This window comes from Rubrivirga sp. SAORIC476 (assembly GCF_002283555.1).
In the GTDB taxonomy this organism is placed as follows: Bacteria; Bacteroidota; Rhodothermia; order Rhodothermales; family Rubricoccaceae; genus Rubrivirga.
Genome location: NZ_MVOI01000003.1, coordinates 1,491,859 through 1,504,755 on the forward strand (window position 1 = coordinate 1,491,859; position 12,897 = coordinate 1,504,755).

The window sequence follows — 12,897 nt, forward strand, 5'->3', positions numbered from 1 at the left end:
GGATCGCTCCGCCTCGGGCCCGAGGCGGGCGGGGTGGGGTCTAGTCGGTGGTGGAGATCGCCCCGGCGGGCCGCGGCAGGCTGTCGAGCATCTGCTGCATCCGCGCGATCTCGGTCCGCTGGTCGACCTGAATGTCGGAGGCGACCTTGAAGGTGTTGCCGCCCTGGGCCGCGCCGTCGGCCGCGAACAGCGTGTCGACCATCGTCACGGCGCCGCGGTGGTGGCCGATCATGTAGCGCAGGAAGAGGCGGTCGAAGTCGACGCCGCGGGCGGCCGCGAGCTCGTCGAGCTGGGCCTGGGTGAGCATGCCCGGCATGGCGGAGTGGTCCATGCCGCCGTGGTCCATGCCGCCGTGGTCCATGCCGCCGTGGTCCATGCCGCCGTGGTCCATGCCGCCGTGGTCCATGCCGCCATGGTCCATCCCCTCATGGCCCATCGCAGCGTGGTCCATCGCAGCGTGGTCCATCTGCCCGTGGTCCATGCCCTCATGCGCCGTCGCACCGTGGTCCATGCCACCGTGCCCCTCTTCCATCGCGCCATGGTGGATGGCGCCGGTGGTGTGGTGGTCCATCGCCACGTGCTCGTCGGCGTCCACCATCTGGAGCGTCAGCATGGTGCCCTCGATGTGGACGTGAGGGACGGGCTGCCCGCGGTCGGCGAGCCAGCGCTGCATGAGCGCGATCTCGTCCTGCTGCGCGTTGATGATGCGCGCGGCGAGGCGCTGCACCGCCGGGCTGGCGCCGTTGGCAGGCGCGAGGTCCGACATGATGAGGGCCTGCGCGTGGTGCCCGATCATGCCCGTCATGAAGGCCACGTCCGCCTCGGTGTAGCGCTCGGCGGCCTCCTGCTGGCGGGTCCAGTAGAGAGCCTCGAGGTCAGCGGTCGTCGGACGGTCGGACGACGTGGTACTCGGTGCCGCGCTCGGGGCGGCCGGGTCGGCGGCCGGAGCGGAGCCGCTGCATCCGGCGAGGACGGCCAGGGCCACGACGAGTCCCGGTCGAGCGAATCCTGTTCTCATGCTGGAGACGGTCCGTGCCGTCGTCTGGTCGTTGGCGCCCAAAGTACGGGGTGATGGCTTCCAGGATGCAGGAGCGGCCCCTCCAGGTCACGAACCGCACGCCCGTGCGCACGAACGGCCGCCCCGGGTGGGGCCCGGCCCGACAGGTCACTCGCGACCGGACAGCGACGCGTCCAGAAAGCCGAGCACGCGGGCCCGGTAGGCCTCAGGCGCGAACCGGTAGAGGTCCTGATGGGCGGCGCCCTCGACCTCCCAGAGCACCGTCGACGCGGGCGCGGCGTCGGCGATGGCGCGGGCCTCGTCCGGGTGCGCGTGGGCGTCCTCCGAGCCGACCAGCACGAACAGCGGGACGGCCACCGTGGCCGCGGCGCGGGCCGGGGCGAGGTCGTCCACGGCGATGCCGAGGCGGGGGCCGAACTGGGCGGTGAGGAGCGGCGTCAGCCGCCCGCCCAGCGTGCCGAGCATGCGCTCCATGCGGTTGCGCGTCGCGCGCTCGATGTCGGCATAGACGGCCTCCACCACGAGCGCGTCGGCCTCGAGGCGCGGACCGGCGAGCAGCGCCGCCGCGCCACCCATCGACTGGCCGACCACGGCGACCGGACCGCCGAACCGCTCCCGCGCGAACGCCACTGCCGCGATGGCATCCTCTCGCTCTCGGGCGCCGAACGTGATCGCGTCCCCCGGGCTCTCGCCGTGCGCCTGGAAGTCGAACGCGACCACGTCGTAGCCCGCCCCGTGGAAGAGCCGCATCCGGTCCACTTGCGAGTCCCGAGCGGCGCGGACGCCGTGCATCAGGACGACCGTCCCGCGCGCCGAGTCGACCGCGAGCGTCCAGGCAGCGAGCGGACCGTTCGGGCTCTCGATGGTCGCCTCGCCGACCTGTAGGCCCGTGGGTGGGGAGATCGGGCGCAGGGCCGGTGCCACCAGCATCCCCCCGACCACCCAGACCGCGAGCGCGCCGGCAGCCAGCGCCGTCACGAGCGCGAGGCCCAGCCGCCTCACGCCTCCGGCCGACGCGGGAGATCGTCGCCGGGCTTCGGCGGGCGGAGGTCGGCCTGATGGAGGCGGTAGGCGAGCGTCTTCAGGTGGTCGGCGTCGCGCTGGACGATGCTCAGGGCGAGGCCGTACAGGTCGGTCGCCTCGCCGTCGAGGGTGGCCGCACGGCTCCACGCCTCCGCCGGGACCGCCGTCATCGCCTCGCGGAACGCGGCGCGGGCGGCGCGGAGATCGGTCAGCAGGTCGGCCAGCGACCGGTCGTTGGCCCCCTCGGGCCCGGCCGGGGCCGGGGAGGTGAAGGCGGGCGCCTCCTCGGCCTGGAGGCGCGCGACCCAGTCAGGGTACACGTCGCGGTCGAGCGCGGCGAGCGCGGCGAACGTCTCCTTGGCCGTCAGGTCGCCCGGCATCGGCGCCTGCTCGACGGCCCACGTCGGCAGGGCAGCCAGCAGCGGAGCGAGCGCGGTGGACTCGTCCTCCAGCCAGCCGAGTTGGTCGAGGAGCGCCTCGCGGCGGGCGGCCAACGTGGAAGCGTCGCGGCGGGGCTCAGCGTAACGGTCCAGCATAGCGGGCAAGGGGGATCAGACACAGGGCAGGGAGCGGAGGACAGCCTCTTGCCCTGTGCCCCCTCACCCGTGCCGTTCTAGGCGTGCGCCGGGTTGGAGGCCTGGGCGCCGTCGACGGCGTCCTCCACCTCGGCGACGAACGCGAGGCGGTCGCGGAGGGTGTGGACGTTGTTCTCCGGCTTGTGCTGCCAGTCCCCCGCGGGCTGGCCGTTCTTGCGGCGCTCCAGGAAGTCGAGCCGGTCCTCCAGGCGGGCCTTGGGCACGAGCAGCTTGTCGAGCCCGAAGTGGGCCTCGTCGCGCGACATGAAGGTCAGGTCGTACTCCTTCGACATGACGATGGCCTCCTCGGGGCAGACCTCCTCGCAGAAGCCGCAGTAGATGCAGCGCAGCATGTTGATCTCGAACCACTCCGGCTCGCGCTCCTTGATGTCGTCGGCGACCTCGTGGGCCTGCATCGAGATGGCGAGCGGCGGGCAGGACCGGGCGCAGAGGCCGCAGGCGACGCAGCGCGGGCGGCCCTGCTCCTCGACGAGGACTGGACGGCCGCGATACGAGTCCGGCGGGTACCACTGCTCCTCGGGGTACTCGAAGGCGTAGCTGTCGAGCGACATCTTCGAGGCCGAGTAGCCGAGGCCCTTGAAGATCTCCGGCAGGTAGAGGCGCTCCCAGAAGTTGAGCGTCCGCTCGTCGGGCGTGGCGTTGTTGACGGGCGTTCCGGGCATCGGTCAGGCAGAGGGCGAGGACTCGGAAGCTACGCTGCCTCGTGCGCCGGGTTCACGGCCCGCCGTCGGCTTGACGCGGCCTTCCCGGTCCCTCGGCGTCCGCGTCCGGCTCCTCCGGCCGCACGAACGTCCACCGATCGACCGGGTCGGCGACCGCACCGATGACGCCTCCCCAGAACGCTCCGCTGGGCGTCGACAAGGCGCCGAGCCCCAGGACGATGAACGGCGTCTCCTCCCCGCACCCGACGTCGGAGCAGATCAGCAGGCCCAGCGCCGCCCCGGCGATGCCCGTCACGAGCGCGCCCGTGCCCGCCCCTCGGAACATGCTTCGCCGCCGGTTCCGCGACTCGAAGGCGGCGACGAACGGCGTGCCGACCAGCCGCAGGTCGCCCGTCTGCGGGTCCACCCAGGAGGTCGTGTCCGGCTCGATGCGCAGCCCCTCGACCAGGTACCGCGTCCCATCTACCAGTGACAGGATGCCCTGGCCTCCGGCCACCTCCGCCGCGACCTCCCCGAGGCGGTCGGGCCCGACGATGTGGGACGAGCCCTGAACGCTCGCACAGCCGGTGAGCACCAGCAGGGCGAGAAGGACGAACGGACGGAGAAGCGAGACCTGAAGCATCGGGCGACAGCGAGAGTGTCCGTCCAAAGTCCCCCACGACGAGGCGCCCGTCCTGATCCGATCCTACCAGTCCGCCCGCCTCGGCACGATCACCGAGGCGGCAGCACAGCGCGGGGCAGACGCCCGACCACGATGGTCGGCCCGAAGCCGACCACCGGAAGCGCGTCGTTGACGTGCGCGAAGCCGACCATGCCGAGGCCGACCGACGGCCCCCGCCCCGCGGCGGGGATGATGGAGACGAGGGCCTGCATGCCCACGTAGGCGCCCGGGACCACGCGGGAGCGCCCCTCGGCGTAGCGGGGATCATCGTACTCGGACCGCGTCGCGCGCACCAGCGACGGCCCGGCGACGGCCGCGAGGAGAAACGGGCCCCGCTGGCCCCGCACGCCGACGGCGACGTGTCCCTCCCCGAACCCATCGCTCCCGAACAGGTCGCCGCCTCCCGAGACGCCGACCTGCACGACGAGCGGACCGCCGCCCAGCGGCCGCGTCACCTGGAGGCTCGCGCCCAGGAGGTCCCACCCGGGGTCCTCGCCGTCCGCGAGGACGTAGCCGATCTCGGACCCGAGCCCACCCCACGCTGGCGGACGGTCCTGCGCCGACACGGCGACGGCGACCAGCATGACCAGGACGAGGAGAAGGGGGCGCATGGAGGCGGGATGGAAGGAGGCGGCCAAGAACGCCTGCCCCGTCACCCCCCCTCTGATCCAATCAGACTAGACCATGCCCCGAACGCAGACCGCCCGCCTCGGCACGGTCACCGAGGCGGGCGGAACAGGGTCACGCGGAGGCGCCGGGCGCTTAGCGCGGGTCAATCTCCGAGATGAACAGCGTCGCCTCGACGAGGTCGTCGCCGTAGGTACCGACCCAGATGTCGTAGAGCCCGGCGTCGGCGCCCGGGATGACGAGGATCGGGTCGCCGTCGCCGTAGCTGTCGTCGTCGCAGGCCCAGGAGCCGTCCGGCAGGTTCACGAGGATGGTCGTGTCCTCGCTGGAGACGGCGTAGATGTAGAGGGTGCTGCTCCCGGACGTGGTGTAGTAGAGGTCCACGTCGGGCGCGTCGGCCACGAAGCCGTAGTTGCAGCCCCGCTCGCTGACCTCCTCGGTGCCACCGGCGGTGACCTCGATGTCGTAGGGGTCGTTCGGGAAGCCCTCTTCGAGGCGGACGTCGCCGTAGAGCGGCTCGGCGCCGGGGTCCTGGGCGAGGGCCGGGGCCGCCGTCAGGGCGAGGAGGGCGAGGGGAAGGAGGAAGCGCATGAGGGGTGCGAGAGTGTGGGGGAAAACCCGGTGAGCCGGGACTGCAGAATCCCTCTCCTGCGTCCAAAAGGCAAGAGCCCCGGCAGGATTGGAACCGAGGACCCAGCCGCCGGACGACGTAAACTGGTCACGTGAAGCCCCTGATTTTTTTGCAGAAGGAGGACAGGTCCCGACGAAGCATCTTCGATCAGGCCTCTCTGCCGAGCCCAGGCTACCTGTTCACAGAGTCCAGCGAGAGCCGGGGCGAGGACTTGCGACGGCATGCTCCCTGGGACCTACACGTCCTCACGCACCACAGCATACCCTTGCCCAAACTCCACCTTGACATGATCGAAGGGGAGATATACAATTAACATACTATTTTTTCCCCTACGCCCCACACTTGATCAGACGTTGATGACATCCACAGTAAAAGCATGCCGTGCGGCCGTCCTGTCGCTCATGATCCTGATCGGCTCCGTCCCTGCGTTCGGTGCGGAATCTTGTTACCAGGACGGAGGCAATTCGGGCTGCGACACGGACGCGTACTACGATCAGTCGGAGGACAGGACGTACTGATCCAGGTTCTGCGGCGACGGCGAATACTTCTCAGGCTCTCTGGGTGGGAAGGCCAAGCGGCGGCCGTCTGCGACTGGCCCTTCTGGATCCGTCTGCTGGCCCCCTGCCCTTCACTCTCCATGACCTTTGCCCATCAATCTCGCATGACACGTCCCGTCTCCTTCATCGCTGCCGCCCTCCTCCTCGTCGGGTGCGAACCTCAACACCGCCGACCTCGGCCTCCGGGACGGAGACGCCCCTGTCCTTGTCCGCTCCTACATCGCACCCGAAGACCGGCCCCAGACGCCCGAAGCGCGCCGTGCATTGAATGAGGCGGGCCGCGCCGCGCTGATGGAGACCGAGGACATCTTTCAGACCTCCACCTCCTGGGCCGAGGCTGACCGCCGCCTCCGTGTCCTCATCGACCAGCAGGAGGACCCGCTCTACCGCCGCCGGTTTGAGGAGGCCGCGGCGGCCCGGATGCTCCGTCTGGGTGTGCTCCAGCGATCGGACGCGCCCGAGGCTCTGGAGACTACTGGCCACTACACGCAGATGCTGGTCCGCCATGGAAGCCCCGACACGCCCCTGCTCGCGGACGCGATCAGCCGGCTGGACGGTCACTGGTCGGCAGATCGTGTCGCCGAGGTGGCCTCGGGGGCACTCCGAGCGGCCGAGGCGTACGCGGCACGCGGCGAGACCTGCGACGACTGCCGGTCCGGCGACGCGTCTTCCTCGACTCCACCAGAGGTCGTCGCCACGTCGGCGTCCCAGGGGACCTTCGACGCCGAGGGGGCCGAGGCGGTCCGTCGCCTCCAGGCTCTGGCAGCGAGGTCGTAGCGCCCACAGTCAGGTCGCCTTGACGATGCCATTCTCCCAGGCCCACGCCACCGCCTCGCGCGCCGAGCCGACGCCCAGCTTCGAGTAGACCGCCGCGAGGTGGTTGCGGACGGTGTTCTCAGCGATCCGCAGGCGCTCGCCAATGGAAGCGTTGTCGAGGCCGCGCGCCATCAGCACCAGCACCTCGTGCTCGCGGCCGGTCAGCGGGGAGAGCATCTCGGGCTTGCGCGGGATCGGCACGAACCAGCGGCCCTCGCCGCGGTGCACCGCCAGCACCGCCTCACGGACGGCCGTCGGGTGCTGGTCCTTGGTGATGTAGCCCGCCGCACCCGCCTCCAGCAGCCCGTGGATGGTCGCCGAGTCGTTGTACGCCGAGAGCGCCAGGATGCGCGGCGCCTCGGGATCCTCGCCGAGCGCGGCGGCCACTTCCGGGCCGGTCACCTCGGGCATGTTCATGTCGAGCAGCAGCACGTCCGGGCGGAGGCGGCGGACCACCTTGAGCGCCTCGGCGCCGTCGGCGGCCTCCCCGACCACCTCCACCTGACCGCCCTTTTCGAGCGCGTCGCGGATGCCGGCGCGGAAGACGGGATGATCGTCGGCGACGACGACGGTAACGGGAGTGGACATGGCGGGAGTCGAAAGAGGAGGCCGCATGGACGGCGAGAGCTAGGAGAGGGAGGCGGGCTCGCGGGCGACCGTGGGCCCCGGCATCGCGGCCTCGGCGACGGGACGCACGCGGACGGGAATCGAGAGGGCGACGCGGGTGCCGCCGAGTGGGCTGCGCCCCAGCGAGAGATCGGCCCGCAGCAGGTCGGCCCGCTCCTGGATGCCGAGCAGGCCGTAGTGGCCGCGGGCGGCGTAGTCGAGCGCGTCGTCGGCCGGAGGGCCCACGCCATCGTCGTCGACGGTGAGCAGGAGCGCGCCGTCGGCGGCCTCCAGCCTCACCTCGATGCGCACGCCGCCTGCGTGCTGGACGGCGTTGTTGAGCGCCTCCTGCGCGATGCGGTAGAGGGCGAGGCGCTTCTCGTCGGACAGCGCCGGCCCCTCGGCGACGGTGCGGGCCGTCGCGTCGGCGCGAAAACGGACGTCGAGGCGGTGGTCCTCGCCCCACCCGGCGCGGTCGGCGAGGGCAGCCAGCGCGGCGGTCACGCCGAAGGCGTCGAGCGCCGACGGCCGGAGCTCGTCGCAGAGCGCCCGCAGTTCACCGACGACCGAGGTGACAGCCTCGCGCGCCGTCTCGCCGCCGGGCGTCCCGCCGAGCGCCATCTGCACGGCGCAGAGGTCCTGCACGGGACCATCGTGGAGCTCGCGCGCGACGTGGGCGCGCTCGGCCTCGCGCGCCGCCGCCAGCCGCCGCCGGAACGCGGACCGCGTGCGCCGCGCCTTGCGCGCCCGCCGCTCCCAGACCACGGCGCCGCCCAGCAGCCCGATCAGCCCGAACGCCAACAGGCCCAGCGCGAGCGTCCCCACGGGGACCGCCGTCGCCAGCCGGACCACCGCCCGGTCGTCCACGTCGAGCGCGAACGGGGCCGAGGTGGGGCCGGACAGCGCGCTCACGTCGAGGGCGCCTGCCCGCGAGGCGCGGTCGAGGGCGTCCACGAAGGCCGCGTAGGGCAGGGTCACGGCGGGTCGCCCCTCGGCGCCCTGCCCGAACACGACCACGCTGTCGCGCACGACGCGGAAGTGGACCAGCCGCCCGCCGCTCTCGACGAACCCCGCCACCTCAGGCCGCGCGCCGGCCGACTGCGCCGAGGCGGGCAGGGCCGACGCCACCAGGGCGAGCACGAGAAGGAGCGGACGCACGGATGTGGGAGGGGGACCTCTGCAAGCTAGGCCTGTCCCCCGCTGCGCCCTGGTGCGGATGGACTACAGACTAGAAAGGGAAGGCGAGCGACCTCGCCTCCCCCTGGCGCTGCGCGCCCCAACGCTACGCCGCCTGAGCGCCGTCGACGAAGGTGAGCCAGCCGCGCGCGTTGGCCGTGTCGCGGAGCGCCTCGAAGTACGCCGCCTGGAGGTCGGCCGTGATCGGGCCGCGGCTGCCCGAGCCCACCGTGTAGTGGTCCACCGAGCGGACCGGCGTGACCTCGGCGGCCGTCCCGGTGAAGAACACCTCGTCGGCGATGTAGAGCGCCTCGCGCGGGAGGCTCCGCTCGATGACCTCGTAGCCGCGCTCGCGGGCGATCGTCATCACCGAGTCGCGCGTGATGCCGGGCAGGATGGAGAGCGTCTGCGGCGGCGTCGCGATCACGCCGTCGCGGATCACGAACAGGTTCTCGCCCGAGCCCTCCGAGAGGAGCCCGTCGACGCTCAGCGCGATGCCCTCCGAGAAGCCGTTCTTGATGGCTTCCATCTTGATGAGGCTGCCACCGAGGTAGTTGCCGCCCGCCTTCGCCATCGCCGGGAGCGTGTTGGGCGCCGGGCGGTTCCACGACGACACCTGCACGTCGACGCCCTGCTCCAGGGCCTCTGTGCCGAGGTACTGGCCCCACTCCCAGACGGCGATCGCCGTGTGGACCGGGTTGTTGAGCGGGTTGACGCCCATCGGGCCGTGCCCACGGAACGACACCGGGCGGATGTAGCACGACTGCAACCCGCTCGCCGCGACCGTCTCGATGACGGCCTCGCACAGCTCGTCGACGGTGTAGCCCAGCTCCATCCGGTGGATCTTCGCCGAGTCGACCAGCCGCGCCATGTGCTCCTCCAGGCGGAAGATCGCCGGGCCGCGGTCGGTGTCGTACGCGCGGATGCCCTCGAACACGGACGAGCCGTAGTGGACGACGTGGGAGAGCACGTGGATGGTGGCGTCCTCGTAGGCGACCAGGTCGCCGTTGAACCAGATGCGGGGCTTCGACATGGGAGGGGGGAGAGGGGAGCCGGTCTCGCTCGCCGGACCGTGGCGGCGCCAGCGGGATCCGCGTGGGCGCAAAAAAGGATAGCGAGCCCCCGCAAGCCGGAAGCGCTTCCGAGTGCGTTTCGGCGCAGTCTTCGCCGTTGGCCGGTGCACTGGAGCCCCCCCGGCCGGAGGCTCTGTGGCAATGGAAGATTCCGTCGTGACCTTTGTGGGCCGAGGGAGGTAAGAGATTCCCCTGTTCTGTGGGGTCCGGCGAACGGGCCTGCCTGTGTCCTGTTCGTCCCGCCCTCGATTTCCGCCCCGTCTGTCGGGCCGAGCCCTCTCTCTCATGCGCCTCTCCCTGCTCTCCCTCGTCGCCTTGGCGACGGTCGCCCTCACCGCCTGCGACTCCGGCGACGCCATCGACCCGCCGACCCCGGCCGACGTCGCGGGCGTCTACGCGTTCGAGGCCTTCCGCTTCCAGCCGACCTCGACGGCGCTGGTGGGCGTGAGCGTGCTGGACACGCTCGTGGCGGCCGAGTCCTTCATCGAACTGCTCGACAGCGGACAGGCCACGCTCCGCTTCCGGCGCGTCGGCGGCACGACACGCTTCGTCGCGGCCGACTTCGAGGTCCGCCGCCAGCAGATCCGGCTGACGTTCCAGGGCGGCAACGAGGACACGCTGGGGCGCTTGGTGCTGCCCAACGTGCTCACGTTCGACCGCGGCGACGGCGGCGTGCTGACGCTCTCGGAGTCGTTCACGGCCAACCTGGAGGCCTACGACGCGACCCGCTACGGCGGCTTTACCGCCATCCCGGGCACCCTCACGCTCCGGGTCCGGACCTCCGCGGCCTCCCTCTAGGCCCGTCCTCGTCTCTCGTCTCTCGCCGTCCGCGACTCCCCCCGTCCGCATGACCTCCGTTCGCTTCCCCTCCACCCGCCTCGTCCTCGCCGTCGGCCTGGCCGCGCTGGTGGCCTCCGCTCCGCTCGCCCAGGTCCAGGGCGTCGGCTACCGGCTCTCTCCGTCGGCGACCTACGTCCTGTTCGACGGCGACGCGGCGCTCTCTGACGGCCTCCTCTACGGCGGGGGCGCCGGGCTCTCGTTCGGCGAGTTCCTGGAACTCAACGGCGCCTACCTGCTCGGCGACGTCGACACCGACTACTCCGACCTCTCCGGCGCCGAGGCGGACCTGCTGGCGGCGCTGCAGGCACTCGACGCGCGGGGCGTCAACGTGCAGCGCTACGGCGGCGATCTGAAGCTGAACTTGGCGACGGGCGCCGTGGTGCCGTTCCTGACGGGCGGCGCGGGCGTCGTCCGCTTCTCGCCCGACGGCTCGGCGGCCTCGCGGAGCCTCTACCTGCTCGGCGGCGCGGGCCTCCAGTTCGCCGCGGCCGATCGGTACACGGTCTCGATCTCCGGCGAAGCCTTCGGCTACCGCTACAACCCCGGCACGGCGTTCTTCACGCCCGAGCAGCTGGAGGAGATCGGGCTCGGAATCGGGTCCTTCAACCAGACGGAGGTGATCAACCCGTCGGTGCGGGCCGCGCTGCAGCTCTACCTGGGCGGTCGGCGACCGGGCCAGCTGACCGACATCGACCGGGCCTTCCAGAGCCAGTTCTCGGGCGGCCTCTCGGGCCTCAGCCTCGTCGTCGAGCCGTTCTACTCGCGTGCCGAGTTCGACCCGGCGTTCAACTATTCCGACCAGACGTTCGTGGGAGTCGAGGCGGGCTTCGACGTCGGACCGCTCATCGGGCTGCGCGGCTTCTACGGCCGCGGCACGGCGTCCGACGACCCGACCTCGTTCGAAGACATCCAGATGGTCGGCGGCGACCTTCGGCTTCGGCTCAGCGACGGCGACGGCTTCGTCCCGTTCCTGACCGTCGGCGCGGGCTACCTCGACGTGCTCTCCGAGTACGGGCTCACGGCGGACGACGACCCGGAGACGAACCGGGCGCTGGCCGAGGACCGGCCGTTCGCGGTCGGCGGGGCGGGTCTCGAAATCCCGTTCGGGCGCCGCTTCCGCGCCATCGGCGAGGTGCGGGCGCTCGTGATGAGCACGCAGGACGAGGGCGACCTCAGCCAGCCGGATGATGTGTACCTGAGCCCCGTCTACCGGGCCGGCCTCTCGTTCGGGCTGGGCGGAAGCGCGGGCCGCGAGGTCGCCGTGGTGCGCCAGAGCGAACTGGACGCCGAGCGTGCCCGCGCTCAGGCGGACCTGGAGATCGAGCGCGCCCGCTACGAGGCCGAACTGGCTGCCCAGCAGGCGGCCGCCGAGGCGCGCGAGGCCGAGCTCCAGCTCGCCATCGAGCAGGCCCGCGCCGACGGCGACTCGATGGCCGTCGCGCGCCTCGAACTCCAGCGCGCCTCGACCCCGCTCGTCGCCCCCACCGCGACGCTCGCTGCCGACGCGGTGGACGGCGGCCGTGTCGGCGGGGATGGCGTGGCGACCTCGCTGCCGACGCCGATTCGCACGACGCGCGGCGAGCGCATCGTGACGATCCCGCTGCCGGAGCGCGGCGAACTGTACGTTCGCTACGGCGACGTGGAGGGCGGCTCCGTGGTCGGCCCCCTGGACGGGACCGGAGCCGCTCCGTCGCCCTACACCCAGCCCGCACCCAGCGCCCTGGCCCCACAGGCGCAGGCCGCACCGGCCGAGGCCGTCACCGAGGCGGACCTCCGGCAGGCCGTCCGTGACGCGCTGCGCGAGGCCCTCGCCGCCCAGAACGCGACGGGCGCCGCCCTCACCGACGCCGACGTGGCGGCCATCGAGCGGCGCGTCGAGAACCAGCTCGCCGACCGCATCGGGGACCGCCTCCGGTCGTCCGACACCGGCATCACGGCCGCCGATCTCGCGGCGATGGAGCGTCGCCTGGAGCAGCGCATCGCGCTCTCGGCGGCTCCGCGCGAGGCCGCGCCCGTCGTGGTGGCGACGCCGACGCCAGACGTGGTGACGCCGGTTGCCCCCGCGCCGACGGTCGTGACGCCACCAGGCGAGATCGTGGCGCCGACCGTCGCCGCCCGGCAGGGCGTGACCTCGCTCTCGCCCACGATCGGGCTCGGGTTCGGGCGGAGCGAGAACGCGCTCGTCGGCGCGCGGGCGACCTACCGGATGGGCACGATCACCTACCTCCCGGAGCTGCTCGTCGGCGTGACCGGCCGCCGGTCGCTGACGGCCACCATGGACGCGGCGTTCACGCTGCCCGCGGCGTCGTTCGCCGAGTACGGGGCGCCCTACCTCCGCCTCGGCGTCGGCCTCGTCAACACGGGCGCGAGCGACGAGATTCCGGACACGTTCGACGAGGAGATCGACGACGGCGGCACGGCGCTGACGCTCAACCTCGGGCTGGGGGCGGACGTGGTGTACGGCGGCGGTCGCTTCTTCGCCGACTTCAGCACGGGCAACTTCGGCCGCTACAACCGCCTCACGGCGGGCTACCGGTTCCCGTTCGGAACGCCGTCGTACTAGGGCTCCCCTCCTCACGCTCAGTCCTCCGAACGCGCCGCCGCGCCCTAT

Annotated in this window: 13 protein-coding genes; 3 read left to right on the forward strand and 10 right to left on the reverse strand. The window is 72.0% G+C overall.

What is annotated here, in order from left to right; all coding sequences use genetic code 11:
* Window positions 1–40 precede the first annotated feature (40 nt).
* The 7 genes from B1759_RS08060 to B1759_RS08090 form a co-directional block, all read right to left on the reverse strand.
* Window positions 41–985, reverse strand: a complete 945-nt coding sequence (locus tag B1759_RS08060; RefSeq protein WP_233134391.1) for a DUF305 domain-containing protein — start codon at window positions 983–985, stop codon at window positions 41–43.
* Window positions 986–1,165: 180 nt separating this feature from the next.
* Window positions 1,166–2,020: an alpha/beta hydrolase gene (locus B1759_RS08065; RefSeq protein WP_095514502.1), complete on the reverse strand. Its 855-nt coding sequence runs from the start codon at window positions 2,018–2,020 to the stop codon at window positions 1,166–1,168.
* Window positions 2,017–2,577: a hypothetical protein gene (locus tag B1759_RS08070; RefSeq protein ID WP_095514503.1), complete on the reverse strand. Its 561-nt coding sequence runs from the start codon at window positions 2,575–2,577 to the stop codon at window positions 2,017–2,019. Before B1759_RS08070 ends, B1759_RS08065 begins: the two co-directional genes overlap by 4 nt.
* Window positions 2,578–2,654: 77 nt before the next feature.
* Window positions 2,655–3,299, reverse strand: coding sequence for an NADH-quinone oxidoreductase subunit I (locus B1759_RS08075; RefSeq protein WP_095514504.1), 645 nt, complete (start codon window positions 3,297–3,299; stop codon window positions 2,655–2,657).
* A gap of 52 nt (window positions 3,300–3,351) precedes the next feature.
* Window positions 3,352–3,921 carry a hypothetical protein gene (locus tag B1759_RS08080; RefSeq protein WP_095514505.1) on the reverse strand — a complete coding sequence of 190 codons (570 nt, stop codon included), beginning with the start codon at window positions 3,919–3,921 and terminating at the stop codon, window positions 3,352–3,354.
* An 89-nt stretch (window positions 3,922–4,010) separates the two neighbouring features.
* Window positions 4,011–4,571 carry a hypothetical protein gene (locus tag B1759_RS08085; RefSeq protein WP_143537309.1) on the reverse strand — a complete coding sequence of 187 codons (561 nt, stop codon included), beginning with the start codon at window positions 4,569–4,571 and terminating at the stop codon, window positions 4,011–4,013.
* A gap of 151 nt (window positions 4,572–4,722) precedes the next feature.
* Window positions 4,723–5,178: a peptidase S1 gene (locus B1759_RS08090; RefSeq protein ID WP_095514507.1), complete on the reverse strand. Its 456-nt coding sequence runs from the start codon at window positions 5,176–5,178 to the stop codon at window positions 4,723–4,725.
* Between the two features lie 888 nt (window positions 5,179–6,066).
* Here B1759_RS08090 and B1759_RS08100 point away from each other — a divergent pair.
* The gene (locus B1759_RS08100) at window positions 6,067–6,552 is read left to right on the forward strand and encodes a hypothetical protein (RefSeq protein WP_143537310.1); all 486 of its coding nucleotides are present in this window, start codon (window positions 6,067–6,069) and stop codon (window positions 6,550–6,552) included.
* A 9-nt stretch (window positions 6,553–6,561) separates the two neighbouring features.
* On the opposite strand, the gene B1759_RS08105 is transcribed toward B1759_RS08100, so the two are convergent.
* The 3 genes from B1759_RS08105 to B1759_RS08115 form a co-directional block, all read right to left on the reverse strand.
* Entirely contained in the window at window positions 6,562–7,179 is a 618-nt protein-coding gene (locus tag B1759_RS08105) for a response regulator (protein WP_158225174.1), read from the reverse strand.
* A gap of 39 nt (window positions 7,180–7,218) precedes the next feature.
* Window positions 7,219–8,355, reverse strand: a complete 1,137-nt coding sequence (locus tag B1759_RS08110; protein ID WP_095514511.1) for a sensor histidine kinase — start codon at window positions 8,353–8,355, stop codon at window positions 7,219–7,221.
* Between the two features lie 124 nt (window positions 8,356–8,479).
* Window positions 8,480–9,406 carry a branched-chain amino acid transaminase gene (locus B1759_RS08115; RefSeq protein ID WP_095514512.1) on the reverse strand — a complete coding sequence of 309 codons (927 nt, stop codon included), beginning with the start codon at window positions 9,404–9,406 and terminating at the stop codon, window positions 8,480–8,482.
* A gap of 325 nt (window positions 9,407–9,731) precedes the next feature.
* On the opposite strand from B1759_RS08115, the gene B1759_RS08120 reads away from it, so the two are divergent.
* The gene (locus B1759_RS08120; RefSeq protein ID WP_095514513.1) at window positions 9,732–10,244 is read left to right on the forward strand and encodes a hypothetical protein; all 513 of its coding nucleotides are present in this window, start codon (window positions 9,732–9,734) and stop codon (window positions 10,242–10,244) included.
* A gap of 49 nt (window positions 10,245–10,293) precedes the next feature.
* A complete protein-coding gene (locus tag B1759_RS08125; protein WP_095514514.1) occupies window positions 10,294–12,849 on the forward strand; it encodes a hypothetical protein in 2,556 nt (851 codons plus the stop codon).
* The last annotated feature ends 48 nt before the right edge of the window (window positions 12,850–12,897 follow it).